17 protein-coding genes are annotated in these 26,560 nt (G+C 37.1%); 11 read left to right on the forward strand and 6 right to left on the reverse strand.

Annotated features, from left to right (window positions below; genetic code table 11):
• The gene (locus tag PCIT_RS21085) at positions 1 to 2,127 is read left to right on the forward strand and encodes a 3'-5' exonuclease (protein ID WP_010365339.1); all 2,127 of its coding nucleotides are present in this window, start codon (positions 1 to 3) and stop codon (positions 2,125 to 2,127) included.
• 284 nt (positions 2,128 to 2,411) lie between these two features.
• Positions 2,412 to 3,623, forward strand: a complete 1,212-nt coding sequence (locus tag PCIT_RS21090; RefSeq protein ID WP_010365336.1) for a tyrosine-type recombinase/integrase — start codon at positions 2,412 to 2,414, stop codon at positions 3,621 to 3,623.
• Positions 3,624 to 4,223: 600 nt separating this feature from the next.
• Here the strand turns inward: PCIT_RS21090 and ydiJ are convergent.
• Complete coding sequence (ydiJ, locus tag PCIT_RS21095) at positions 4,224 to 7,277, reverse strand: D-2-hydroxyglutarate dehydrogenase YdiJ (RefSeq protein ID WP_010365334.1); 3,054 nt, start codon at positions 7,275 to 7,277, stop codon at positions 4,224 to 4,226.
• 150 nt (positions 7,278 to 7,427) lie between these two features.
• On the opposite strand from ydiJ, the gene PCIT_RS21100 reads away from it, so the two are divergent.
• A complete protein-coding gene (locus PCIT_RS21100) occupies positions 7,428 to 7,631 on the forward strand; it encodes a PGPGW domain-containing protein (protein WP_010365332.1) in 204 nt (67 codons plus the stop codon).
• Positions 7,632 to 7,673: 42 nt separating this feature from the next.
• Here the strand turns inward: PCIT_RS21100 and ppsA are convergent, their stop codons facing one another.
• Entirely contained in the window at positions 7,674 to 10,049 is a 2,376-nt protein-coding gene (ppsA, locus tag PCIT_RS21105) for a phosphoenolpyruvate synthase (RefSeq protein WP_010365330.1), read from the reverse strand.
• Between the two features lie 142 nt (positions 10,050 to 10,191).
• Between ppsA and ppsR the strand changes: the two genes are divergently transcribed.
• Complete coding sequence (gene ppsR / locus PCIT_RS21110; RefSeq protein WP_010365328.1) at positions 10,192 to 11,001, forward strand: posphoenolpyruvate synthetase regulatory kinase/phosphorylase PpsR; 810 nt, start codon at positions 10,192 to 10,194, stop codon at positions 10,999 to 11,001.
• Positions 11,002 to 11,038: 37 nt separating this feature from the next.
• On the opposite strand, the gene PCIT_RS21115 is transcribed toward ppsR, so the two are convergent.
• The 3 genes from PCIT_RS21115 to PCIT_RS23185 form a co-directional block, all read right to left on the reverse strand.
• Complete coding sequence (locus PCIT_RS21115; protein ID WP_010365325.1) at positions 11,039 to 12,394, reverse strand: class II 3-deoxy-7-phosphoheptulonate synthase; 1,356 nt, start codon at positions 12,392 to 12,394, stop codon at positions 11,039 to 11,041.
• Between the two features lie 223 nt (positions 12,395 to 12,617).
• A complete protein-coding gene (locus PCIT_RS23180; protein ID WP_010365324.1) occupies positions 12,618 to 12,839 on the reverse strand; it encodes a hypothetical protein in 222 nt (73 codons plus the stop codon).
• Between the two features lie 160 nt (positions 12,840 to 12,999).
• Positions 13,000 to 13,269, reverse strand: a complete 270-nt coding sequence (locus PCIT_RS23185; protein ID WP_162144429.1) for a transposase — start codon at positions 13,267 to 13,269, stop codon at positions 13,000 to 13,002.
• Between the two features lie 2,308 nt (positions 13,270 to 15,577).
• Between PCIT_RS23185 and PCIT_RS21125 the strand changes: the two genes are divergently transcribed.
• Positions 15,578 to 16,459, forward strand: a complete 882-nt coding sequence (locus tag PCIT_RS21125; RefSeq protein WP_010365323.1) for a DNA replication terminus site-binding protein — start codon at positions 15,578 to 15,580, stop codon at positions 16,457 to 16,459.
• Between the two features lies 1 nt (position 16,460).
• Here the strand turns inward: PCIT_RS21125 and PCIT_RS21130 are convergent, their stop codons facing one another.
• A complete protein-coding gene (locus PCIT_RS21130; RefSeq protein WP_010365322.1) occupies positions 16,461 to 17,675 on the reverse strand; it encodes a hypothetical protein in 1,215 nt (404 codons plus the stop codon).
• A gap of 698 nt (positions 17,676 to 18,373) precedes the next feature.
• Between PCIT_RS21130 and PCIT_RS21135 the strand changes: the two genes are divergently transcribed.
• The 6 genes from PCIT_RS21135 (at position 18,374) to PCIT_RS21160 (ending at position 26,555) form a co-directional block, all read left to right on the forward strand.
• Entirely contained in the window at positions 18,374 to 19,609 is a 1,236-nt protein-coding gene (locus tag PCIT_RS21135) for an AAA family ATPase (protein ID WP_010365321.1), read from the forward strand.
• Positions 19,610 to 19,625: 16 nt separating this feature from the next.
• The gene (locus tag PCIT_RS21140; RefSeq protein WP_010365320.1) at positions 19,626 to 20,588 is read left to right on the forward strand and encodes a ParB N-terminal domain-containing protein; all 963 of its coding nucleotides are present in this window, start codon (positions 19,626 to 19,628) and stop codon (positions 20,586 to 20,588) included.
• A gap of 156 nt (positions 20,589 to 20,744) precedes the next feature.
• Entirely contained in the window at positions 20,745 to 23,849 is a 3,105-nt protein-coding gene (locus PCIT_RS21145) for a DEAD/DEAH box helicase (RefSeq protein ID WP_010365319.1), read from the forward strand.
• A gap of 276 nt (positions 23,850 to 24,125) precedes the next feature.
• A complete protein-coding gene (locus tag PCIT_RS21150; protein ID WP_010365318.1) occupies positions 24,126 to 24,323 on the forward strand; it encodes a hypothetical protein in 198 nt (65 codons plus the stop codon).
• Between the two features lie 22 nt (positions 24,324 to 24,345).
• Positions 24,346 to 25,035, forward strand: a complete 690-nt coding sequence (locus PCIT_RS21155; RefSeq protein WP_010365316.1) for a response regulator — start codon at positions 24,346 to 24,348, stop codon at positions 25,033 to 25,035.
• 56 nt (positions 25,036 to 25,091) lie between these two features.
• The gene (locus tag PCIT_RS21160; protein WP_010365314.1) at positions 25,092 to 26,555 is read left to right on the forward strand and encodes a DNA recombination protein RmuC; all 1,464 of its coding nucleotides are present in this window, start codon (positions 25,092 to 25,094) and stop codon (positions 26,553 to 26,555) included.
• Positions 26,556 to 26,560: the final 5 nt, after the last annotated feature.

Consider the following 26,560-nt stretch of genomic DNA (forward strand, 5'->3'; position numbering starts at 1 on the left):
ATGGATATTCAAGTTGCAATATCACAAGATTTCTTAACAGCAATACTGAAATTACCAAGAGCACAGCAAAAAAAGGTTAATCAATTTGTTAGTAAGTTTAGGAGTGATCCATTAAGTAGTGGAATTAACTACGAAAAAATAATCGATGCAGCTAACAGCGATATGCGCTCTGTAAGAATTGATCAAGCCTATAGAGGAATTATTTTAAAGCCTCAGCAAGGTAATGTTTATATTTTATTGTGGGTAGATCATCACGATGAAGCCTATGCATGGGCCAGAAGGCATCAATGTAAAATTCATCCAAAAACCGGCGCTATTCAGTTATATGCAACTGAAGTGGATGAGTCTGTAAATGAAGTGGTAGAGAATCCAACTTCAGTTATAGAACAAGACAGTTCATTATTATTTGATGATTATTCTACCGAACAATTAATAGATGTTGGTTTACCTGAAGAATTTTCAGAAAAAATATCACAATTATCTAATATTCAACAATTAGAAGCATATCGAGAAGCATTGCCTAATGATGCATTTGAAGCGCTATATTTCCTTGCCGATGGCATTCCTTATGATGAGGTGCTAGAAGATTATCGTTCGTCTGGTACAGAAGATGTCGATACAGAGGACTTTGCCGCCGCTCTCATAAGAGAAGGCTCAAAGCGCCGTTTCGTAGTGGTTGATGATGAAGCTCTAGAACAAATGCTAGATGCTCCCCTTGAAAAGTGGCGTGTATTTCTACATCCATCACAACTAAAATTGGTTGAAAGGGATTGGAATGGTCCTGTCCGTGTATTAGGAGGAGCAGGAACTGGTAAAACAGTTGCAGCAATCCATAGAGCAAAGTGGTTAGCAAGTAATCTTGTTGGAGTACCAAATAAGAAAGTACTTTTTACTACGTTTACAAAAAACTTGGCATCAGATATTTCCGCACATTTAGAGCAAGTCTGTAGTCATGCTGAGTTATCCTCAATCGAAACAATTAATATTGATTCTTGGGTTCATAAATTCCTAAAACGAAACAACTATAACTATGACATTGTTTATCCCGGAGATTCACATCCAAAGAGAGTAAATAGTTGGAATAGGGCACTTGATAACAAGTCTCCAGAGCTAGATCTATCCGATCATTTTTACGAGGAAGAGTGGAAGTTAGTTATTCAAGAGCAAAGTATTACTGACAAAGCTGAGTATATTAGGGCGAAACGAAACGGACGAGGGACAAGGCTAAACAGAAAAGAGCGATTGTTAGCGTGGTCTGTATTTGAGGAGTATTTGTTACAACTTAATCATAACAAAATCAAAGAAATGCCAGATGCAATGAGAGATTGTATTTCGATTATAGATAGCAAAAATATTAAACCTATATACGACTCAGTTATTATCGATGAAGGCCAAGATATGGGAACTCAGGCTTACGAATTGATTCGAAGAATTGTTCCAGAAGGTAAGAACGATATTTTTATTGTCGGTGATGGGCACCAAAGAATTTATCGTAATAAAGTTGTTTTAGGCCGATGCGGAATTAATATTGTAGGGCGTAGCCGCAAACTGAGAGTTAATTATCGAACTACAGAGGAAACTAAAAAGCTTGCTGTTTCAGTATTAAATAATATACCTGTAGATGATTTGGATGACGGCGCAGATACAAGTAATGGTTATGTCTCGTTGATGCACGGTGAACAGCCTGAAGTTATAACCGCAGATAGTTTCATTGATGAAGCAGATGCAGTTGTAGAGAGAATTGAACAATTAGAAGCTGCGGGAGCCAAACTAAAAGATATTTGTATAGTTGCTAGAACAAAGTCTTTGAGAGACTCGTTTGGTCAACAGTTGAAAAAAGCAGGAATAACGACGTATGAAGTTATGGCTAATGGAACTGATAATCGACAGCAGGATGGAGTTAGACTAGCAACAATGCATCGAGTAAAAGGTTTGGAGTTTCAAAACGTATTTATCGTTGCTTGTAATCAGCAAAATGTTCCACTCAAAAATTTCAAGTCGGATGATCCTGTTGAATTAAGAGAGCATGAAATGTCAGAAAGAGCCTTGCTGCATGTTGCAATGACGCGAGCAATGAGAAGTTTGACTGTCTCATGCCATGGAAGTCTAAGCCATTTCATAAAGTAGCAATTCAAAGAACAGAAAGGGACTCTAATTTGGAGTCCCAATTCATAGATTATTTAGTCAGAAAAATAATCTCTAATTACGAGTCCCAAAGGAACTCAATCTCCAGCAAGTCCCAAATCTCAATTTAGAGTCCGTTTGTCAGACCTTTTACATCAATGTGTGGTAATTTATATCATTTAACATAACGTAAATTATAGGAGGTAATGTTGTGTTGTTAAGCGCTGTCCATTTAGCAGTAGCTTATATATAATGTCCAATACTAGACAGTATCGGACATAAACCATATGCTTTCCCCCTTAGTAGATACACTTAAGCAGCTTCGTTATCAAATTGCACACATTGAAGATGGCACTTTAACCAACGAATACCCTGAGCTTGAATCATTTTTATCTCACGTGGTACGTTCAGTGCCCAATGCACGGGATGATATTGAATTTTTGTATCAATTTTTATATGTTTATGGCCGAAAGTCAGAAGCGACGTTCAATCGTTTTAGAAATGAATTAGAACGGTTTTATTTATGGGCTTGGGAATGGCGCGCACTCTCTGTATTTGAACTTAAGCGAGAAGATATTGAAGCCTATGTTGAATTTGTTGTAGAGCCCGATAATAGATGGATATCAGACTCTGTTCAATGGCGCTTTAAAGATCATGAAGGTTTGCGTGTTGTTAATAAGCTTTGGCGTCCATTTGCGTTTAAGGAAAATGGCGTTAGTCAGCAAACCTTTTCGGCTATGTTTACAGCGCTCAACGTGTTTTATAAATTCGCTATTCTTGAAGAAAAAACATTTACTAATTTTATACCTGTGGTTAAAAAAAACAGCCCTTATTTAATCGTCCAGTCTCAAATTAAATTGCCAGATACATTGAGTAATTTACAGTGGGAATATGTCTTTGGTGTTACTCGAGATAAATGCGAAGAAAACCCCAGCTTAGAAAGAAATTTATTCACTTTGGCATGTTTAAAAGGATTATATTTACGTATATCTGAGTTATCAGAACGGCCACAATGGTCCCCAGTTATGTCTCATTTTTGGCAAGATCCTGACGGATTTTGGTATTTAAGGATCATGGGTAAAGGGAATAAATTGCGCGATGTAACATTAAGTGAAGATTTTATTATATATTTACGCCGCTATCGACAGTATCGCGCCCTACCCGCATTGCCTAGAGTTGATGAACCCCACCCTATAATTCATAAACTGCGAGGTCAAGGTGGTATGAATGTTCGTCAGATAAGGCGTATTGTGCAGCAAAGCTTTGATTTGGCAGTTGACTCTTTAGCTGCAGATGGCTTTTCTGATGAGTCTGAGCAATTAAAAGCAGCAACGGCACATTGGCTTAGGCACACAGGCGCGACTCATGATGCACAACATCGCCCCTTGAAGCATTTATCAGAAGACCTAGGGCATGCAAAAATCGCGACCACAGATCAAATTTATATTCAGACTAATATAAAGGATAGAGCTAAATCTGGCTCAAAAAGAAAGCTTTAATTCTATTTTTTAATAGTGTTTATAATGCTATTTTAAATTATAAAAAATAAATCTTAATTTTAAATTATGTGGTTATAGATTTTTTTATGACTCGGAAAGTATTATTTATTTAATTATTTTAATTATTTTAATTATTTTAATTATTTTAATTATTTTAATTATTTTAATTATTTTTATATTGAGAGTTATTCGAAAGTATACTGATTTTTTGTTTTTAAAAAAATCGATATTATTGAACATTGAACATTGAACATTGAACATTGAACATTGAACATTGAACATTGAACATTGAACATTGAACATTGAACATTGAACATACCTCCCTTTTTAAGAGATATTCACCTAGGTTGCTGCCTTTTTTGATAAATTTGGCGTATCTCGTACGGCAATACCAATTAGGATAGGCTGAAACGCCAAGAATCGTTCAATATCCACGCTGTTTTATTATGTTAAATTGAGGTTTAATCCTCTATTGTCTATATGATAGTGCCAGTTTTGCATTCTAAATATAGGAAATGAAATGTAAGTTTATAAAATATGGGTAGTTATAAGGCCGTACGCTGGCTGAAAGTGTACGGCCTTGTTTTCACACTATAGTTTTCACACTATATTTTGTGCTATGTATTCAATAGGGTGTTTAGGCTTTTTGCCTTCGTAGCGCTTAACTTGGCTACGACAAGAAAATCCTGTGGAAAGTAAAATCGCATCTTTTGATTTCTCTACTTGTCCTTTCCATGACATTTCATAAAGTGCCCTTGAATTTTCTTGGTTTTGAACTTCATGACCGTAAGTCCCTGCCATACCACAGCATCCAGTAGTCGGAGTTGTAAGAGATAACCCAAGTTTTGAAAATATATCCTGCCAAACTTTACTTGCATTTGATAGTGCTGTTGTCTCTGTGCAGTGAGAGAGTAATGTAAACTCTTTATCTTCCTTAGTCTCTGATAATGATATTATTCCCCAGTCTTGTTTATTCAACCACTCGTGCGCCAAACTAACTTCAAAATCTCCTCTTTGCTCTCCTAATACCGTTTTATATTCATCGCGATAGACCATAACAAGTGAGGCATCTAGCCCGATCATTGGAATATTATGTTTAGTAAGCGAATTTAAAAATTGACTTGTGTTTTTAGCTGCGCCTTTAAACTCTTTCAAAAAACCTTTCACGTGTTGCGCTTTGCCATTTGGCTTAAATGGTAAAAGTATTGGATTTTTACCGAGTGCAACGACGAGATCAATAAATGATGTTACTAATTCTGCTTCATAGAAACTGGTAAATGGGTCTTGAACAATGAAAACGCTGTTCTCTTTTTCCTTTTCAGTTAATGATGATAAGGTATCTTCATCAAAGCGATATTTATGATTAATACTATTAACGACAGATGGCACACTTAAAGTAGGTGTATCCACATAACCAAATATTTTTTTGATCATATAAGCCACTGGCTTGGTATTGACTATGGGATTAATAATACCAGCACACTTAGAAAGGTAAGGTGCGGTTACTTCAATACTACCAACCAAATAGTCTTTGAAAGGTCGGTTATATTTACTGTGATAAAGGTTTAAAAATCGAGAACGAAAAGTTGGAACATCAACTTTTATCGGGCAAGCGGTAGTACATGCTTTACACGCTAAACATTCATCCATTGACTCTTTAACTTCATGTGAAAAATCATACTCTCCTTTATTTTTTGCTCGAGTGTTTAAAAATCTTTCCCACCATGTAATATCATTTTCTTTGTTGATCAATTGCTTTTCAACATCAAGAATATTTACGTCTGCTTTTTCTTGTAGTCTGAGCCACTCACGAATTAAACTTGCTCGGCCTTTTGGTGAGTGGCGACGATCTTTCGTCACTTTATAAGACGGGCACATTGGAGAAGATTCATCGTAGTTAAAACAAAGTCCATTTCCGTTACAATTCATCGCATTCTCAAAACTGTCACGAACTTTTATGTCAATCGTTTTGTCGAACCAAGATCGCTTTTGTGAGTCAACACTTACTAACTCGTCAGTACTTTCAATTGGTGTGCAAATCTTACCTGGATTCAATCTATTATTTTTATCAAATACAGCTTTTATTTTTCTTAATTCAGTAAAAAGCGTTTCGCCAAAAAACTCTGGGCCATACTCGCTTCGGTAACCTTTACCATGTTCTCCCCACATTAGACCTCGGTACTTTGCTGTCAACGCAACAACTTGATCCGAAATTTTTCGCAATAATTTTTCTTGTAGTGGATCACTCATATCTAATGCTGGGCGAACATGTAAAACACCAGCATCAACATGCCCAAACATACCATAGTTTAAATCGTGTGAGTCGAGCAAAGCTCTAAACTCAACAATAAAATCTGCTAAGTTTTCTGGTGGGACAGCGGTGTCTTCCGCGAATGCGAGCGGCTTTTGTTTCCCTTTTGTATTACCTAAAAGGCCAACCGCCTTTTTACGCATGGCATATATTTTTAAGATATCGGCTTTATCATTGATAAGTTGATAACCGATCACCCCTGCTTGCTTGTTTTCTATAAGTTGGTCTAACTTACGGCACAGTGACGAAATTTTATCGTCCATTTCATTTTCTGTTTCACCATTAAACTCAACCATGTTGAGCCCTTGCATTTCGATGCCGGGAACACTGGTTATTAAGTCCGATACTGAATGCCAAACAATATCTTCTTTGGCCAAGTTCAATACTTTACTGTCAACGGTTTCCACAGATGTAGCTTTCGCTGAAACAAGAAAAGGTGAGTTTCTAAGGGCAGAGTCAAAACTGTCGTATTTGATATTAATTAAAGTTTTGTATGGCGCGATTGGTGTTATATTTAGTTTTGCTTCAGTAACAACACCCAAGGACCCTTCTGAACCTGTAATTATTCTTGATAAGTCAAAGTGTTCTAGCGAATCATCAAATACATTTTCAAGATCGTATCCAGTGAGGAAACGATTTAGCCTAGGAAATTTTTCTAAGATTAATGATCTATTTGAATGACAGCTATCAATCACTTGCTGATAAACTGCGGATGTATTGCCCTCTTGTTGAGCTAATAATTGCGCTTTATCAATAGAAATTTTACGCGTATTTAGCTCTGTTCCATCAACTAAATATGTTTTTAACCCTAAAACATGATCACTGGTCTTTCCGTATACTAATGAGCCTTGGCCTGAAGCGTCAGTATTTACCATTCCACCGATAGTGGCACGGTTACTGGTAGATAAGTCTGGCGCAAAGAAAAAGCCGAACGGTCTCAGGTAATCATTAAGTTGATCTTTTATTACCCCAGCTTGAACTTTAACCCAGTTTTCTTCAACATTTATTTCAATGATTTCACGCATATGTCGTGACAAATCGATCACGATACCAGGCGTAAGTGATTGACCATTAGTTCCTGTGCCCCCACCTCGAGGCCCAAATGTTAATGATAAAAAGGGATCTTGTTGCGCACTATGTAATGCTGTCTGAATATCTTTATTATTTTTAGGATATATAACGGCTTGAGGTACATTTTGATAAATACTGTTATCAGTAGCTGTAACGAGTCTTGTTGCATAGCTACAGTCAGTTTCACCTGAAAACCCTTTACTTTTTATGAGGTTAAGGTAATCATTTAGTAAGGTACTTGCTGAATCTTGTTGGTTTATATTGGCAATCATGACGGTAATAATTTATTGCTTTGACCTAATTGTACCACGGAGTGATAGGCAAAAAGTTGAGAAATTTAATCTTTGTTACATATTATGCAAACTTATACATACTTTAATTTGTATACTCTAACTATAGTCATTGTGTAGGATTAATACAGTATGAAGAAAGTAATGATACTTGGGTTAGGTGTTTTGTTTGTATTACTTGCGATTATATTTTTTGTGGTGCCCGGACCTTCAATAATATTTGCCATGGCGGCACTGGTCTGTTTTTCTATGTATTATCCAACTGCCAGAAAATACTTAAAAAAATTACAAAATATATTTACCAAAGCGTGTCATAAACTGGATGGCATTAAATAGAAAAGCCGGCGTTTAAGCCGGCTTTTTTAATCGGTATAGAAGCTAGTCTTTTAGCTTGTCAGCTAAGTATAACCATGTTTCTAATACAGTGTCAGGGTTGAGTGACACCGAATCAATACCCTGCTCTACTAACCACGCTGCAAAATCTTCATGATCCGAAGGACCTTGACCACAAATACCCACGTATTTGCCTTTTGCTTTTGCTGTTTTAATTGCCATAGACAATAACTTTTTAATAGCTGGGTTACGCTCATCAAATAAATGTGCGATTAGCCCTGAGTCTCTATCTAAGCCAAGTGTAAGCTGAGTTAAATCATTTGAGCCGATTGAGAATCCATCAAAATACTCTAAAAACTCTTCTGCTAAAAGCGCATTTGAAGGAAGTTCGCACATCATAATAACTTTTAGACCATTTTCGCCACGTTTAAGGCCATGCTCTTCAAGTAACTCTATAACGCGAGCTGCCTCTTCTAATGTTCTAACAAATGGGATCATTACTTCAACATTTGTTAAGCCCATGGAGTTACGAACACGTTTGATAGCTTCACACTCTAATGCAAAACACTCTCTGAAATCTTCAGAAATATAACGTGCTGCACCTCGAAAACCAATCATTGGGTTTTCTTCTTCTGGCTCGTATTGTTGCCCACCCACTAAGTTTGCATATTCGTTTGATTTAAAATCAGACATGCGAACAATAACACGCTCTGGAGCAAACGCACAGCCTAAAGTAGAAATACCTTCTACAAGCTTAGAAATATAGAACTCTACTGGTGATTCATAACCTGCAATGATTTCTTTAATTTCAGCTTGTAGCTCTGCTGGCTGATCATCAAAATTAATGAGGGCTTTTGGGTGAACACCAATCATTCTATTAATAATGAACTCAACACGAGCTAGACCAATACCCGCATGAGGCAATTTAGCAAAGTCGAATGCGCGGTCTGGGTTGCCCACATTCATCATTATTTTCATTGGTAGATCTGGCATTGTGTCAACACGAGATGAAATAATATCAAACTCAAGTTGCCCTTCGTAAATAAAGCCTGTATCACCTTCTGCACAAGAAACGGTTACTTCTTGATTATTCTCAATTAAATCAGTCGCGTTACCACAGCCAACAACTGCAGGAATACCAAGCTCACGGGCAATGATTGCTGCGTGGCATGTACGACCACCACGGTTTGTAACAATTGCCGCTGCACGTTTCATGATAGGTTCCCAATCTGGGTCTGTCATATCCGTAACAAGTACGTCACCTACTTGAACTTTGTCCATTTCGTCAATAGAGTTTAGGACGCGAACAACGCCTTTACCTATTTTATGGCCAATCGCACGACCTTCAGCAATTACAGTGGACTGTGATTTTAGCTGAAAACGTTCCATTACGTTTGAGTCTTCATTCGAACGAACGGTTTCAGGCCGAGCTTGTACAATATAAAGCTTGCCGTCGTTACCATCTTTTGCCCATTCGATGTCCATTGGACGACCGTAATGTTTTTCAATGATAACGGCTTGTTTTGCAAGTTCCTGAACTTCGTCATCTGTTATTGAGAATTGCGCTGATTGCTCTGCTGCAATATCAATAATTTCAACTTGCTTACCATGTGATTCATCAGATGAATAAACCATTTGAATTGCTTTAGAACCGATGTTGCGTCTAACAACAGAAGGCAGGCCTTTTGCAAGCGTTGGCTTATGAACATAGAATTCATCTGGGTTAACAGCGCCTTGAACAACCATTTCTCCTAGTCCATAACTAGAAGTAATAAAGACGACATCTTCGAAGCCAGATTCAGTATCGATACTGAACATAACACCAGAAGATGCTTTGTCTGAACGAACCATACGCTGAATACCAGCTGATAAAGCAACACCACGGTGGTCATAACCTTGGTGTACACGATAAGAGATTGCGCGGTCGTTAAATAGTGAAGCAAATACATGTTTTATTGCCACCATTACAGCGTCAATGCCACGTACGTTAAGAAATGTTTCTTGCTGACCGGCAAATGATGCGTCTGGCATATCTTCTGCCGTTGCTGAAGAGCGAACAGCGAAAGAAACATCAGAATTAGTATCACCGTGAAGGGTATTGTAAGCGTCGTGAATTGCTTTATTTAGTTCTGGTTGGAATGGAGTATCGATGATCCATTGTCTTATTTCTGCACCAACCTTGGCGAGCGTATTAACGTCATCGACGTCTAGTGTGTCTAAAATTGTGTGAATTTTTTCGTTGAGTCCAGATTGCTCTAAAAACTCATTAAAAGCATCGGCGGTAGTAGCGAATCCACCAGGTACTTGTACACCAGCGTTAGAAAGGTTTGATATCATTTCCCCAAGTGAAGCGTTTTTACCACCAACTCGAGGTACATCTTGCATACCTAACTCTTGATACCAGAGAACGTAGTCTTGCACGGAACTGTCTCCAAAACAAATTGTATTTAATGTGAGAGATTGTTTGACCTTTTATATCGGTCACAGGCATTCTACACTGGCAAGTACGCTTACGTAAACCGCGGAAGCTAAAATTCAGCTAATTTGTAAGAACAAGGTTAAAATGAGAACAGCATTTTATATATCAGATGGAACGGCTATCACATCAGAGGTGTTTGGCCATGCCACACTCTCTATGTTTCCTGTGGAATTCAATCATCAAACAATTCCTTTCGTTGAAACGGTGAGAAAAGCAGAAGAAATCAAAGTACTGATTGATTTAAATGCAAAGAATACCGGTGAACGGCCATTGGTGTTTTTTACATTCGTGAACCCGGAGCTATCCGACATCATTCTTTCATCACAAGGTGTGTGTTATGACTTTTTAGCACTGGCGAGTAAGGTTGTTAAAAAAGAATTAAATGTTGAGCCCGTTCCAAAAGTGCATCGCACTCATTCAATTCATGAAGCAAGTTATGATTTTAGAATTGATGCTGTGAATTACGCGTTGGCCAATGATGATGGTGCAAATATAAAAGATTATGAGCAAGCTGATATCATTTTAGTTGGGGTGAGTCGCTCAGGTAAAACCCCAACGAGTTTATATCTCGCATTACAGTATGGTATCAAAGCCGCTAATTACCCGATCACAGAAGATGATTTGGAAAAAGGGAACTTCCCCAAATGCTTGCTAGCACATAAGAATAAATTGTTTGGATTAACAATTAATCCAGAACGATTATCAGCTATTCGTGAAGGGAGAATGGCGAACTCAAAGTATGCGTCTATTCGTCAGTGTAGAATAGAAGTCAGAGAAGTTGAGATGTTGTTTAAAAAACACAGAACACCGTATTTGAATTCAACGAGTCATTCTGTTGAAGAGATATCAGCAAAAATCATTTCTGAAACAGGGCTAACAAGAAGAAAGTATTAATAAAAGGCTGCATATGCAGCCTTTATAGTCGAATTATTTAGACTTTATTACGTGCGTCTTTTAGTAAATCGGCAACTAAGAATCCAAGTTCTAGTACCTGATCTGCATTAAGACGGGGATCACATTGTGTACGGTAACGCTGTGCTAAGTCTTCATCAGACAATCCATACGCACCACCTACACATTCAGTCACATGTTGACCTGTCATCTCTAGGTGAACACCACCTGGGTAAGACCCTTCTGCTTTATGAACTGCAAAGAACTGACTAATTTCACGTAAGATGTTATTGAAACTACGTGTTTTATAGCCTGTGCTCGCCTTTTCAGTATTACCGTGCATTGGATCTGATGTCCAAACAACTTTTCGGCCTTCGTCTTGAACTCTACGAACGAGAGCTGGTAGTTTTTCTGGTAGTACATCGGCACCCATTCGGGTAATAAGGGTTAATCGCCCTGGGATATTCTCTGGGTTCAACGCGTCAATTAGCGCTATAAGTTCGTCAGGTGTCATACCTGGACCAACTTTAACCCCTATTGGGTTTTTAATGCCACGGAAAAATTCAATATGTGCGTGGTCTAATTGACGAGTTCGCTCACCTATCCATACGAAGTGTGCTGAACAATCATACCAATCACCAGTAAGGTGATCACGGCGAGTAAGTGCTTGCTCATACCCAAGTAAAAGTGCCTCATGAGATGTATAGAGCGACGTTTCTTTTAAGCTTGGCGCGACGCTTGAGTCAATACCACAGACTTCCATAAACTCAAGTGCATCTTGAATTTTATCAGCCATTTGTTGATACTTTTCTTTTAGCGGGTTCGCCGCGACAAAGCTCATATTCCAACGGTTTACTTGATGTAAGTCTGCTAGACCACCTTGGGCAAATGCTCTTAAAAGGTTTAATGTCGCTGCACTGTGATGGTAAGCCGTCATTAACCGGTTTGGATCAGGTACTCGAGACTCTTCAGTGAACTCAAAATTATTAATGATGTCGCCACGGTAAGATGGCAACGACACACCATCTATTGTTTCAAAGTTTGAAGAACGTGGTTTAGCGTACTGGCCCGCCATTCTACCAATTTTCACAACAGGACATTTACCGCCGTAGGTTAAAACAACGGCCATTTGCAATAACGTTTTGAACGTATCGCGAATGTTTGCTGCGTTAAAGTCTGAAAAGGACTCAGCACAATCACCACCTTGCAGTAAAAAAGCTTTCCCTTCACATACGTCTGCTAGGTTTTTATATAGACTTCTTGTTTCTTCTGCAAACACTAATGGTGGCGCTTTATTTAGTTGCGCTTCTATATCTAGAAGTGCTGTTTGATCTGGGTATTCTGGTTGCTGAACAATCGGATGTTCTCTCCAACTGTCTGGATTCCAAGGTTTCATTAATTTTCCTCATTCAATGTAGTGTTACCTCACCACGAAAGTAACGTATAGACGTAGCGGCTTCAAGATAAATTTAGTATTTATTTTGGATAAGAACACATCATACTTACGAAAGCGTAAAAAACGAACTCTCGACAATATAATTACACTTAAAAAGTCTGGTGATCATAGTTAACATCAGCCTTATTGATCACATAGCTAACTACCAATCAATCTCTCAGTTTTAACTCTGATGCTGATATTTGGGCATACCTAGCCCAGTCATTTTATTTATTGCCTTCACTTTCCACTGCGTTAACCCTATTTGGTGCATCATAAATACTGGGCGGTTCTTTTCCCCAGTATTGGGCATTGTCTCTTGACCGCGCCCGCATCGCATAATCGCGCTTTTTGCTGCGACCTCTTCATTGCAACTGTGTGTGTCATGTGCTCCATCACCTGTCACTATTCCTGCGCAGTGGCCTGATTAAATCATCAAGGGCTTCACCACCTTACACATATGCCATCGACAGCTCAGCACCCACAATATCGTCACTTGTCGCATAAACGGCTAAGTGTAATTTTCGCCAAGTTTTACGCTTAGTCGCACGGTGTTTTCTCGCATGCTACTCTCCATTTTCGTACACTTTAAGGCCGGTGCTATCGACTACGATATCTATAAATCCTTTACTTGCGCTTTCTATATTGCACAAACAGCCATAACCGGGTGACTGTAACGAGGAATCCATCCTAGTTAGCAAGGAATTTACAAACCCTTCTAAGGCTCTTAGTGGTAAATTGAATATAGTCTTTAAGGTTAAACAGGTTTCAACTGCTAAATCAGAATAGTGATTTGAACGACCACGGTGACCGTGTTTTTCGGTATTTTGCGGCACTATCACTTAGCCAAACAACGATGTTACCGAGCTGAACTAAAGCACGATTGTACTGTGACAAATTCCTAATTTTCTTCTTAATTTCAAGACATGGGTTAAGGCATTTAATGATCTGAACACACCAAACTAAAGAAATTCAATTATTTCGTTTTACGTTTTGTAATCCATTATTTAAACCATAAGGTAATTGAGTATTCATCAGGATTAGAGGTGATGTAATTGGTGGGATATTCTGAGTGCGTTTTCTCCCCGGTAATAAGTTCTGTGGAAGAACAAGGCAAACCATAAGAACACATCATACATTAATTTGTTTAATATGATCTTAGCAATTTACATAACTGAAACTCAAATCTACCACCAAGTCCATGTTTCTTATATGTAGTCTTGTTTTACTTTTGCCGCACTGTGTTAGTGCAGGCAAAAGTATTAAATGCTCTATTAAGTATTTTAGATGAAGAGCGTTCTACGGTTTAAAAATTAGGTTTGTTTTAGCCTTATCAGCCTTAGTTTTTTAGATAAATCAAATATCTAGAAAAGGTAATATCTATGTACGCTAATTTATATAGCAAATAACAGGTTTGTGATTACAAACTTACATATAGAGTATTCTAAAGCTCTGATCCGCGTCATTTCTAGAACAAGTTGATAAAAGGACTTTAAGTTTGGTAAAATAACTAGAACACATCATACTTTATAACCCACTACATTTCTTAGCATTTGACTATTTATAAAATTCAGCCACCAAAACAACGAAATTTTTTATAATTTTTCGTCCAATGGCCTACCTTTCTCAGGAAAGGAGCTTCAACTTCGATGTAAGAAGAGTTTATATAGTTCGCTTTAATGCTTCGCTGAAGAAAATTTGAAAGTTCGAGAAATAAGTTTTGCTTTTATATCTTATTAAAATCGCATTTATGACTAAAATTGACTAATTATAATTATGTTAAATTAGCTTGCCATCAACTGCTTTAAAGCATAACCTATGTCCATAAAAACTACATACGGGTTTTCGATTGTTTGGTTAAAAATCTATCATCTAGATTTCATATAATGATAGATCTAAAATTTTTGGTTTACTGTTTAAACCCAGCATCTAAGAATTATTACCATTTTTTTATTGGAAAAACTAAACACTATTAGTTATATTCCCGCTCTCTCTATCTCTCCTAGTTTTTTGAAAAATACCATTTATAAATATTTCTCGTAGGATTTAAGAAATCCAGGTTGGAAATGCTTTATTGCTAAATAATTTCCTCTTGTTTAAAGCTTACTTGTTAAGTGTTCAAATTTAACTACTCTGTTAGGTTAAATTCGAGCCTTTACTTGATCAGTGAGTGCCATAATTTAATTTTATCGTTAAAAAATAGAAATACACGCTATCATGAGTAACAAAGTAAATTTCGTTATGCGCGAGTAATGTGTATGACGTTATAAATTGGTTTTAAGATATTAGTAGCTTTAGATTCAAATCTATTTTTTATTTTTGTACTGCGTTACCTTAGTAATTTTGATTACAACTACTGAAATACTCCCCAATCGACTTAGCCCGAATGGCACCAATTTATATAAAATAAGCTATAGGTCATATTTTTATTAGTTAATGACAAAAGGCAGACAAGTGAGTAGCCCTATTAGAGCTTATTGGGCACTTTAGTTGCAATACTCGTGATCATACAAACTAAAAAATAATTTTATGGCAGCAGAAACAGTAAAATTTGACGTATCTTGGAAATTTGCCAAGTGCTAAATATCTATTAAGCCAAGTTTTGCTTAAGCGCATAAGATTGCTATCTATTGTTCAATGTACCTTGTTAAATAAAGAATACATACGTCAAATCGCAGAAGTAAGCTTGCTAGCCTTTTTAAAACGTTACTTTCCAGTTTGCTATTCTTTAAATTCTCAATGAAAATCCTAACAAAAAATATAGTAATTTTTGCAGTTACTAATCAGGCAATTCCAATATTAATCTATAGTCACTTATGAAGTTTAACCAAAGAAACACTCGACGAAGATAAATAAAGAGTGGTAAAATCTGGGCAAAAACAAAGAACACATCATACTTAAAGATAAAATCTATACACTCGACATTACCGAACTCTAAACCAATTTTATCATGCTAACGAAATATATTGTTTTTCGAATTACCTTGCCCATATTATTAAACAATACAGCCATAGACGAAACAAACAACAGAGTGATATGATCGCGAGGAGAACACATCATACTAAAGCGAGTAAATAATACAGAACACATCATACTTTTAAGTGCTATAATAATATATCTAATCAACGACGTAAGTTAAAAAACATGTCATCAAGTGATACGCAATTTAGCATTCGCGCTCATTTTAACTATTTACAAGAACAGCTTTTTCTATTTTGTGATGAATTGAAAGACTCTAATATTTTATCAGCCACCTATTATCAGTTGCCTATAATTCAAAAAGAATTAGAAGAACACGCACCTGAATATATAAATGTAGAAGAAATAACAGGTAGAAATGCGATTGATAAAATCATTTATGCATATAAAGACCTATTTCTAGATGAAAAAGAAAGCGGAAAAGTAATACAACGTCACCCTGGGCTAATCTGTATAAATGACGAACAGTTATCATTACAACGCAGATTAAAAGAAGTGAATAAAGCCAAAAATGATTTTAAGCAAGCTATTCTATCAATTGAGAATAACGATGCACGTTTTGAAGCGGTGCATAGTGCAGTTCCAAATCTAATAACCTTGGCTGCTTATCGAAAAATACACAGTGAATTAGCCGAACCTTATTCGGTTAGGTTTACATGGATGACAAAACATGCAACAAGAACATTAAGTAAAGAAATAGCATTAGAAATGCTTAATAAATCAGCAAATTACAATAATCCTCGTATGATTGATCAAGAATCTTGGTCATCAATAGTACAAAATGAAAAGTTACGAGTTACCAACTTACCTGATAAAAGTAAACTTAGGATAAGGCGGCCGACAAGAGTATCACCAGAGGTAAATGTTAGGTTTACTGCTGAAAATAGATATCATGTTAGTGCAGCTTTACCATTTATTCTTTTTAACCCAGACAAAAATACGAAGCTTGGTCGACTAAAAAACTATGAAAAAGTAGAAAACCACCCAAGAAAAAAAGAATACAACTTCCTAGTAGATCGAATATATTTAGAAAAAGTAAGCGATTAGCTTACTTTTTAACAATTTGTTCAAGGATTTCTTCATCGATTACTTCAAGGTCTTCAACAATTCGTTTACCACCTTGAATTTCTATCCGTTTATTATGTTTATTTAGTGTAAGAATTTCATCGCAAAACTGTGAGGAAGGATGCATTTCATAAACATAATCAATAATTTTCCCTGTGTTATCGTCTTTTACATTGCTTATGCTGTAATCAGAAATAGCACCTTTTTCAATCAGATCTTTCATTGTAGTCGTCATATCACGGCGCAACGCCTTCAACTTATTTTCAACAATTTCATCTGTTGAATATATCGAACCATATTTTTCCATAATGGATAAAAGGCGAAAATGATATGTTTTTCCTGGCGCAGCATATCGCCATAAATGATAAAGTCGTAGCATCATCCATCGGGACAAACCACGTTTTAATTCCTGTGCACTATTAAAGTAATAGCCTTTATATTCTAAATTATCGATCATGTTGTGAACAAATGCATTTAAGCATGCGACACATTTAATATTACCGCCCTGTCCTTTTTTGCCACTAAAGTGAAGCGAAGACAAAAAGTTCATATTTGATTCATAGAACGAGTCATCAATGTCTGTATTTTTCGTATCCGTCGCAGAATATTTAAATGAAAGCTTTGAACCTTGGAGTGCTTCCAAAGACTCCTTAATTTGCGGATAAGGCATTGATTGTCCAACTGCTTTCAACTCTTGGGCTAGTTCATTCATTGAAAATATCACAGCATATTGAATACCGGACTTAAAATTTATTTTTACGATTTTTCCTTTCGAAGCCAAACGAATAAGCGCTCGCTCTACTTTTTCTTCCCGATCTGATGGCCAGACCAAATACTCAAGGTCTTCTCCATCTTTCTTACTACTAACGACAGCGGGGGTTATTTTGATTTCACCTTCATACAAAATCCCATCCACTTTTTCTGAAATACGACGAGTTATGATAGTCTTTTTCGGCGCTTCTTCTAAGGGAAGTTTTTTATGCCCAGAACGAACGAATCGACCCCAAAGGTCATAGTGATTGAAGGTATTTGAATAGGCTCTTAGTCCATGCGCTGCATTTTCTAATGAAATACGAACATCTTTATTATCCGTAAACAACGCTAGACTTTCATTATCAATAGCGCTTTCCACACCATGTATTTGACCTCTTAGCGAATCGGGCAAATTATCAACAGAGATGTTCACCTTTCGGCTCATTATTTTACTTCCAAAATTTATGACAGCTAATAACAACATATTCATGAACAAAAGTTAATGACTTAAGTTAGTATAAAAGTGATCTGTTGAAGTTTTTTTTGTTGAGATCGAATTTTTACTAACTGAGCCATTATTCAGATCATATTTTTACCAAGCAAAGTAAATTTGCAGCCCTTTCTAGGTCAAAATAACCCTTAATTTAAGCTATAACAGGGTGATCTAGTTCTGATTGTGGATAACTAATCATAATGTTGGTATAGATCAGATCTGTACTTAGGATGGATCCGATCTTAATCAACTAGATCATAACTATTAAAATGGAATTGTTGATAACCTCCTGAATTTACTTAGTATAATTGTGATCTTCCGCCCCGCGTTTGTGAGCAACGTTGTGGATAACCTGTTCACAGTGGCATTTTCAATATATCACTTAGTAAAAAGTAGATCTATGAGTACATAAAGATCAGATCTTTACTTCGTATAAATTAGATCTATTATTTCAAAAATTATTCTATATATTCAATGGCTTAAGTGTATTTTTTAGATCACTAACCTTTATTACCTTTATACTTAACCATATCTAATCTTCTTATTTATACTTATAAGTAGTATTTTTTATATGATGTCTTATATTTTTTGTGTTTACTACTAAAGTAATGGACATTATAATGTTAGGTATCAAGTCAAGGATATCGCGTATGTCAATTAATAATAAAGCACTTTCCACATATCGTTTATTAAAAGCAACAGCAGAAGTTGCTGAACAATCACTAGAGGGCCGAATCCAGCACTATAGAGCTCATTTAAAAACTGAAGAGAAAGAGCTAAGAACTTACACTCAAAAGGCAGCCGCTGATTTACTTGGTTGTAATAACAGAACATTAAAAAGACGACATGATCAAGGCGACTTCGATCACCTTAGTATACAAAAAGGAGCAAATGGACACTACGCGTATACTTTATCAAATATCTTCGCCATGGCTGAAATCTTAGGCGTAGAAGCAGATCAGAGACAGTCCACAGATAAACTCCAAGTTATCGTTATTAATTCACTTAAAGGGGGTTGTGGTAAAACAACTTCATTAGTCAATATTGCTGCGGCATTAGCCACTACAAATATTAAGCGTTATAGGATTGGCATTATTGATTTAGACCCTCAAGGGTCATCATCGAGCTTTTTCCCATCAAGCGATCCAGAACCAATAACCGTCGGTGATCTTATGAGAGATTGTATTGAATTAGATGACAATGAAACGTGGGATCATGTTGTATCTAATGCATTTCAGGAAACACATATTCCAAATATCCGTGTTTTACCTTCTGGGATGGATGATTTTTATTTCGAACATGAAACTGCAACTGAGCTTAAGGAAAGTTCTGGGTATGATCAGACTCGACACTATCACAAGTTATTGGAAAAAGTTATATCACCCGTTGAGTCACAATTTGACTTAATTTTAATTGATACAGCACCATCATTAAATTTTATGTTTTACAATGCATTAATGGCGTCCACTGCAATGCTGATCCCAGTACATCCTGAGGCGGTAGATTTTGACGCAAATAATAAATACTTAAAAAGACTCGGTGAAATTTATCATACAGTAGCGGCATTGGGTCATGAAGGCTGGGACTTTATGCAATTTTTAGTTACAAACTATGTAAAAGGCAATCATTCCCAAAGGGATATAGTAAAAGATGTGAGAAGTGCTTTTGGCAGACAGGTTATGAGTTATCCGATAAATCATAGCTCAGCGATTACAGCAAGTTCATCATCATTCAATACAATTTTCGATCAAAAAACGTCTGACAGTTTAGCAAGTCGAGAGTCTCTTGTTAAATCACAAGAAAATATAAAAGACGTTGTAGATGAATTAGAAATGTTGATCCGATCAAACTGGGTATCGACTCAATCATCACTGGCACAATCTTAAAAGGTTCGTATAAAAAATGGCTAAAAAACGTAAAAATGATACGCGGTTAGATCCTTTTGCTACTCCTGTTGAGGGAAGTAGTTTAGATGATCTGTTAGATCAAGCTAAAATCGGCGATGTGATCACTATGCCTGCGCCTAGCGATCCATTACGCACTATCACATTAACATGCCAAGTGATTAAACCAGCGGATATCGAAAAGATCACACAAGTATATGGCCAAAATAGACGAGAGCAGACGTTATTAAACGAAAAATCTGTGGCTGATATCTTACCTGCTATCAAGCATGACAAAAGAAACCTCCATCCAGCCTTGTGTTGGCAAAAAGAAGGTCAGCAATGGGTCTTGTCAGGGTCAAGAAGAAGAAAGGCTTGTATGCTCGCTGAGGCTGACTATGTGGTGTTATCATCAGCAGATTTTAATGATGCGGATGCAAAAGCGTTAGCAATTTCATCAGATCAATATATTGCGCCCAGTTTATGGGAGTTAGGGCAAGCCTATAACGCTACGAAACGCAGTTTAATTACACAAGGCTTAAAAGGATCTTACCGTGAGATTGCAAATATCGAAGGTATCTCTCATACCGCAGTCGCAGATGCAATTAAAGCATATGAGATAATTCCAAAGCATGTTCTTAGTCTATACCCTACCCCGAATCATTTGGGCAGAGAGGCTGCAAAAAAGCTAATTAGTGCAATTAAAGAAAATCAAACAGCGTTTGATAAACAAATAGCGACTTTCAATGAGCAGCTATTCGTTAATGATGAACAAAGTGATGAAAAACGAGCGATACTTATTACCCAGTTTTTAACCACTTTCGGTGATAAAGCTAACCGCTCAGAGGCTTTGTTAGAAAACAAATACGTTAAATTACAGCGCAACATTAAAAGTGGTGATGTAACCATTAAAATTGACAATAAGGTACTAACAGACAAACGTTTAGAACAACTTCAGAAACTGTTAGCAGCCTATAATTAACGATCATATGTAACGTAACTGGTTGAAATTCAGTCTTTGGTTTAAAAAACTGAACTCCAACCAGTTATAATTCGCAACTTTATTATGACTTTCCCCTTTAGCTCGTTCCTATAATTACATATACTGACGAGATATTTCATTTGTCATGCTGAGCTGATGTCAACGCAGTTATCTAAAGAGCAATTGTTTGCTTTGTTTGAGGAAATAAAACAAGAACAAGCCACACAGTTCCCCCTCTCTGAGCGCTTTTTAAAGCAGTACTTTAATAGTGCACTACTTGCCAAAGCGAAAGAGTATCTGAGTAATTCTCAAATTAGCTATTTGGATCATAGCGAAGATTTTTCGCGAATTGATTCTCAAGTATTAGGTAACTTTGGTAATACTTTTTCACAACATATCAAAATTACAACGGTCAATAACACATTTCGTGTTGAAGCCCAATGCACTTGCTCTAACAACGTAAAATGTAGACACATCGCTGCGGTACTTTTGAAACTAAAAATTGAGCACTCAGGTGGGTTTGGTGAAGCATATTTAATTAACGATTGGTTCAACGAGCTAACGCAATTGCAGCAAAGTGGCTTTCAAGATACTAATAATGTTTTACTATTTGTACTCGAATCGCATGACAAAGAGTTATTGCTAAGCCCTAAGCTTTCACCATTTAAACCTGACGGAGTATATCCGTTAGGACGACCGTTATCAGAACAGCAGCTCAATAGTCACTCTGTACCAAAAAATGTGTTAGAGACAGATTTTCGGTTATTTAATTGGGTACGCTCTCAAAATATGCCTGGGCACTTTGAAATATATGGTAGTTGGGGGTTTATAGCACTTCAGCAATTAGTCAAAACTAAACGGTTTTATTATCAAAACAACAGACAACCGCTTAAGTTAGGACACCAAAAACGTTTACGCTTTGAGTGGTGTTTTAGTGAAGAAAATGCGCAATTAAATGGGTATTTGTCAGATGTCGACAATTGGCTATTGTTAAGAACAGATCCTCCTATGTATCTCAATACAGATGATCTGACCATAGGTCGGATCAACTCTGAACTAAACGCTCAAGAAATAGCTCACCTGCAAAATATGCCTTCTGTTACTGTCGAACAGTTAAATCAAGTAATGACGCGCTTTAGTGATTTATTCGCCAACGATGTTATCCTTCCACCCGAAGGGTATGAAAGCCGTATTAAGCCGTCAAAGCTATATACTAAGCTCAACATAATAAATAACAATTTGGAACAAGTATTAGCACTTACAATAGAGAATACAGGTAAACTTTCCAACGCAGAGCATGCCAAGCATGTTAAGCGCAGTGAACAAGTACTTTTAGGGTTAGGGTTGGACTTTACCGATGGGCTGTTTAGGTTGCCAGTCAATGATGCCAATGGCGTTCATTGGTTTAATCATGAGGTAAAGCCTTATTTGTTAAAGCAAGGCTGGGAAGTAGAAGAGTTTGTTCACGAACAAGTAGTCAACTTACCGGAAATTACACTGTCATTAAAACGAGATAAACAGCATCATATTTTGGGTAAAGTGATGTTTAATGGTAAGCCAGTTATGCTTGATTGGGATACTTCTCACCCTCTCGATATTAATAATTTGGCTGATCACCATCAGTACGTCAAAATTGCAGAACAATCTTATGCTGTCCCGACAGAAACATTTAACGAGTTACTCAGCTTAAAAAAACGTTTTAGTTATTATACCTCGGGTCAACAATTTAAGTTTCCGCTGTCTTATGCAAAAAAAGTATTCGAGTTGCCAAACATACATTCAGTAAGTAATGATGTGAGGCTGTTAGATTATTTAAAAGAGCTCGACTCGCCCATTGAGAACAGCGCTTTCGTGACCCACAATACTCAACAGAATTTTGTTTTAAGAGATTATCAAGAACAAGGCGTGAGCTGGTTAAAGTTTTTGAATCGTCATCAGTTAGGGGGGATTTTAGCGGATGATATGGGGCTTGGGAAAACGTTACAGGTAATAGCATACTTTGTTGGTCAACATAATACTTTGGTAACAAAACCCAGTTTGATTGTTTGCCCAACCAGTTTGGTCGGTAATTGGCAAAATGAATTTAAGCGTTTCGCTCCGCACTTAACTTTAACAACGGTCCATGGTTCAGACAGAGAAAAGACGTTGGAGCATGTGCACTGCGCACGTTTTATATTGACCACTTACCCGCTATTAAAACGTGATCTGGCCTATTACAAAGAACTAGAGTTTGATTCTATTGTACTTGATGAAGCTCAATACATAAAAAATGAAACGGCGCAGGTCTCAAAGTGTGTCAAGCAGTTGAGTGCACAATTTAAGTTGTGTTTAAGTGGAACGCCGGTTGAAAATAATTTACTTGAGTTAAAGTCATTACTTGATTTTGTTATGCCAGATGTACTTGGTACTAAGCAGCAATTTAAACACTACTTTCAAATACCCATTGAAAAAGAACAAGATGCCGCGCGTGCGTCAGAGCTTAAAGCACTTATTGCCCCTTTTATCTTACGTCGCACTAAAGTTGATGTAGTTACAGAATTACCCGACAAAACAGAGTTAATAAAAGAGCTTGAGTTTAGTTCTGAACAAGCAAGTTTATACCATAGCGTTCAGCTTCAGATAGAAGATAAATTAGTGTCTTTGTTTAAAGAGCAAGGTGCACAAAAAAGCAAACTGGCTTTCTTAGATGCTTTATTAAAGTTGCGGCAAATATGCTGCCACCCTAACCTGGTAGATAAAGGTTTGGAGTGTGAAAGTGCTAAATTCCAGTGGTTAGCTGAGCATTTGCCGAATATGCTGTCTCAAGGCCGTAAAGTGATTATTTTCAGCCAGTTCACTTCTGTACTTGAGTTGATCTCACAACAACTAAAAGCCAATGATATTGTATTTACGACCTTAACAGGGCAAACACGAAATAGAGAACGTGCGATCAGTAACTTTACTGACGGACATTGCGATGTGTTCTTGATAAGCTTAAAAGCCGGTGGGACAGGGCTTAATCTAACGCAAGCAGACACTGTTATCCACTTTGATCCTTGGTGGAACCCCGCGGTTGAAAATCAGGCGACCGACCGAGCATACCGGATAGGTCAGGATAAACCAGTGTTTGTATATAAGTTGATAATGGCGAATTCAATCGAGCAAAAAGTATTTAGGATGCAGCAACAAAAACAAGCATTAGTTGACGTTTTATTTGCTGATAAGAGCTTGAATTTAGGTAAGTTTGATGAAAAACAAATGTTATCTATGCTGCAATCATAAAAATAATTGAAAATTGTTTGAACTAACTCAAAATCACCGGGTCTATTATTGTACTTGTTGGCAGCAACGAGTTTAACATTGATTTCCCCCTTGATTACTTATTTGTAATGAAGCCAGCAGAGTTTGCTGGCTTTTTTGTTTTTACAGTGGCAATTTATTTATATAGAAATAATTCCACATTCTATCCACATTGTTTCGCTTTAATAGACATATTACAACGACGCACCAAGTTAGTCGGTCTGGTGTCACTTAATTAGATCTAGAAGGCGAATACAAATGTTGTGTTATGAAGAAACACCATCGCATCTGAACTTTATTGAACCACTTTCACAATGTGATTATGATCTACTTGCAGAAGTTGCGACCAGCGATGACCTCAATAGCATTCTAACTATGCTATTATTTGATGAGACGTTGTCTGACTCGTTAAAAAATGACGTAAAGAATCAATTGAAAGCAAACCAATTAAAGTAATTACCAACCTGAAAGAGACATTATGCAGCATATCCTTATCGTTGAAGATGACTTCGACATAGCAGAACAAGTAATGTTGTTTTTTAAAGCATCGGGCTTTAAAACGTCACATATAGCTGACGGTGCAGAGGTTGTTCCTTGGGTTGAAGAACACACGCCAGATGCAATTTTGATGGATATCATGCTGCCAAATCAAGATGGCGTTGAATGTATGAAGCAGATCAGAGTCTTTTCAATGGTGCCTATTATCATGATGACAGCAAAAGTAGCTGAGTCAGATAGGCTTAAGGGGCTAGAGTTTGGTGCTGATGACTATGTGTGCAAACCATTTAGTGCTGCTGAGCTAGTGATGCGCATGAAAGCTATTTTACGTCGCTGTGCACCTTTAGCCAAAGCAGAGTCTGAAAAGCTTGTCAGTGTTGATGAAGCCCAATTGACAGTGACGTTAAAAGGGCAGTTGTTGGCGTTAACGAAAGTGGAGTTTGATGTGTTTGCTTTACTCTATAACGCGCCTAGTCGAGTTTTCTCACGTCAACAGATTTTAGATTATATTCAACCTGATAACTTTGATATTTCAGATCGGGTTATCGATAGTCATATCAAAAACATTCGTAAAAAAATTAAATCCTTAAATATTTCACCTAAGTTAGTTGGGTCGGTTTATGGGGCTGGTTATCGTTATGATGAGCAGCAAATCAATAACAGTAATTAAGTGATAACCAGTTTGCTCTCAGGTATTATTAACTAAAAATATTACCTGAGAACATTATGTTAGACGCGCTTTTTTCTCAACTATCTTGGTCACATGTCGCAGTGTTTTTTTCGGCTGTTGCCTGCCCTCTTCCTTTTTATTTTCTCAGCCGTCAGAAGCTTAAAACGCAGTTTGCGATGCTTGAACAGCAACACCTTCATAGTTTAAATACTAATGAGCAACTTGAATCTCAGCAACAGTCATTGCAAACAGAACTGCAGCAATTGCAGGCTGAAAAGGTACAGTTGCACGGTCATTGCCAGCAATACCAAGCTAGACTTGCAGAGAAGCAGTCTCAAATAACGCAATTTCAGGAGTTGTGGCAGCGTAGTGAACAAAGCTTGTCAGAGGTTCGTTCCAATGCTCATCTATCCGAACTTGAGTTGAATGATTTGAAAGTCACACTAGAGCAAAAAGAACTCAATTTTAACTCTCAACTAGCACAATTAGAAAACTCTAAAAATATTTTAAAACAAGAGTTTGAAAACATTGCAAATCAAATATTTGAAGAAAAAACCACGCGATTTAATCATCAAAGCCAAGAAAAAATAAATCAGTTACTGACACCGGTACAAGGTGAGCTAAAAGGTTTTCGAGAAAAAATGGAAGCGATTCATAGTGAGGAGCTTAAACAGCGAGCTGCGCTTAAGTCAGAATTACTGCATTTACAAGAAAACAATAGAAATATCACAGAGCAAGCACACCAATTAACCAGCGCTCTGCAAGGGCAGAAGAAAACACAAGGTAATTGGGGGGAGCTGATGCTTGAGAATGTACTCGATAGCGCTGGCCTTCGAGCCGGCTATGATTATAAGCGAGAAGTTTCATTTACCACTGACGAAGGAAAATATAGGCCTGATGTGGTCGTATACCTTCCTCAAGAGCGACACCTTGTGATAGATGCTAAAACTTCTCTCAACGCCTACACTAGATATGTAAACTCAGACTCTGAGCTTGAAGCAAACGAAGCGCTGGTAGCTCACTCTCAAGCGGTTATTGCGCGAATAAAAGAGCTTGGGAGTAAATCCTATGAAAGGCTGCCTGGCTTAAATTCGCCTGATGTGGTGATTATGTTTATTCCGATTGAATCTGCTTTTGTGGAAGCAATAAAGCATATGCCTAATATGTATCAACAAGCTTTAGAGCAAAATGTGTTGGTAGCCACACCAACCACCCTGCTAACCAGTATGAATATTGTTAAGCAGTTATGGCGTTTTGAGGAGCAAAGCAAACATAGTCGAGAGTTGGCATTGCGAGCAGAGAAGTTTTACAACAAACTTAATAGCTTTTTGCACAGTATGGAAGGTGTTGGTCGTCAACTAGATAAAGCCAAAGAAAGTTACGATACAGCCTTCTCTCAGCTTTATCATGGGAAGGCTAATTTGATAAAGCAGGCGTCAGAATTTAAAGAGTTAGGTGTGTCTGTGAGTAAGGAAATGCCGAAAGAGATCGTAGAAAAGTCTAAATTAGAGCTTGAATAAGCTTT

The organism is Pseudoalteromonas citrea, from assembly GCF_000238375.3.
Classification (GTDB): domain Bacteria; phylum Pseudomonadota; class Gammaproteobacteria; order Enterobacterales; family Alteromonadaceae; genus Pseudoalteromonas; species Pseudoalteromonas citrea.

Bases quoted from the DNA above. Each gene is read 5' to 3' on its own strand.
- PCIT_RS21085 (WP_010365339.1), top strand. From the start codon at position 1: ATGGATATTCAAGTTGCAATATCACAAGATTTCTTAACAGCAATACTG.
- PCIT_RS21090 (WP_010365336.1), top strand. From the start codon at position 2,412: ATGCTTTCCCCCTTAGTAGATACACTTAAGCAGCTTCGTTATCAAATT.
- ydiJ (WP_010365334.1), bottom strand. From the start codon at position 7,277: ATGATTGCCAATATAAACCAACAAGATTCAGCAAGTACCTTACTAAAT.
- PCIT_RS21100 (WP_010365332.1), top strand. From the start codon at position 7,428: ATGAAGAAAGTAATGATACTTGGGTTAGGTGTTTTGTTTGTATTACTT.
- ppsR (WP_010365328.1), top strand. From the start codon at position 10,192: ATGAGAACAGCATTTTATATATCAGATGGAACGGCTATCACATCAGAG.
- PCIT_RS21115 (WP_010365325.1), bottom strand. From the start codon at position 12,394: ATGAAACCTTGGAATCCAGACAGTTGGAGAGAACATCCGATTGTTCAG.
- PCIT_RS21125 (WP_010365323.1), top strand. From the start codon at position 15,578: ATGTCATCAAGTGATACGCAATTTAGCATTCGCGCTCATTTTAACTAT.
- PCIT_RS21130 (WP_010365322.1), bottom strand. From the start codon at position 17,675: ATGAGCCGAAAGGTGAACATCTCTGTTGATAATTTGCCCGATTCGCTA.
- PCIT_RS21135 (WP_010365321.1), top strand. From the start codon at position 18,374: ATGTCAATTAATAATAAAGCACTTTCCACATATCGTTTATTAAAAGCA.
- PCIT_RS21140 (WP_010365320.1), top strand. From the start codon at position 19,626: ATGGCTAAAAAACGTAAAAATGATACGCGGTTAGATCCTTTTGCTACT.
- PCIT_RS21145 (WP_010365319.1), top strand. From the start codon at position 20,745: ATGTCAACGCAGTTATCTAAAGAGCAATTGTTTGCTTTGTTTGAGGAA.
- PCIT_RS21150 (WP_010365318.1), top strand. From the start codon at position 24,126: ATGTTGTGTTATGAAGAAACACCATCGCATCTGAACTTTATTGAACCA.
- PCIT_RS21155 (WP_010365316.1), top strand. From the start codon at position 24,346: ATGCAGCATATCCTTATCGTTGAAGATGACTTCGACATAGCAGAACAA.
- PCIT_RS21160 (WP_010365314.1), top strand. From the start codon at position 25,092: ATGTTAGACGCGCTTTTTTCTCAACTATCTTGGTCACATGTCGCAGTG.